At 63.0% G+C, this 441-nt stretch carries 1 pseudogene; it reads left to right on the plus strand.

Annotation, left to right across the window (positions count from 1 at the left end):
* Nucleotides 1-211: pseudogene (locus AC1D0P_RS29790) on the plus strand (LysR family transcriptional regulator); the annotation flags it as partial.
* Between the last annotated feature and the right edge of the window lie 230 nt (nt 212-441).

Here is a 441-nt window from a genome sequence, read left to right on the forward strand (position 1 = left end):
TGCGGCGCGCCTCCCCTTGTCGCTGGTCATCCCCGACCTGGCCGCCGGAACGCTGGTGCAATGGGGCGACGTCACCGGGCCCGAGGTGGCGCTATGGGCGCTCTACCCATCCCGCCGCCTGCTGAGCGGCCGGGTTTCCGCCTTCCTGAACTTTCTCAAGGAGGCCTTTCCCGAAGGAAGCCCCGAGGAATTGGCGGCTTATATCCGGTGATGCCATTTAAAACGCCGGCTCCCCCATCACCGGCGCTGAACGCGCCGTCCAGCCGGTCGGCATCACCCAGCCGGCTGGAAGTTCGCTCACGCTGCTTGTTGATCTCTGCTATGGGCCCAAAGCGGTTATCAGTAAGATGACTGTTTTCGGCCAAAAGCAGACTGACGACTGCCTCACTGCAAAGCAGACACGCACCTGGTCCAGCAACCGCGTGGACTGCAAAGCTGGTG

Source organism: Polaromonas sp. P1_G2 (assembly GCF_056405515.1).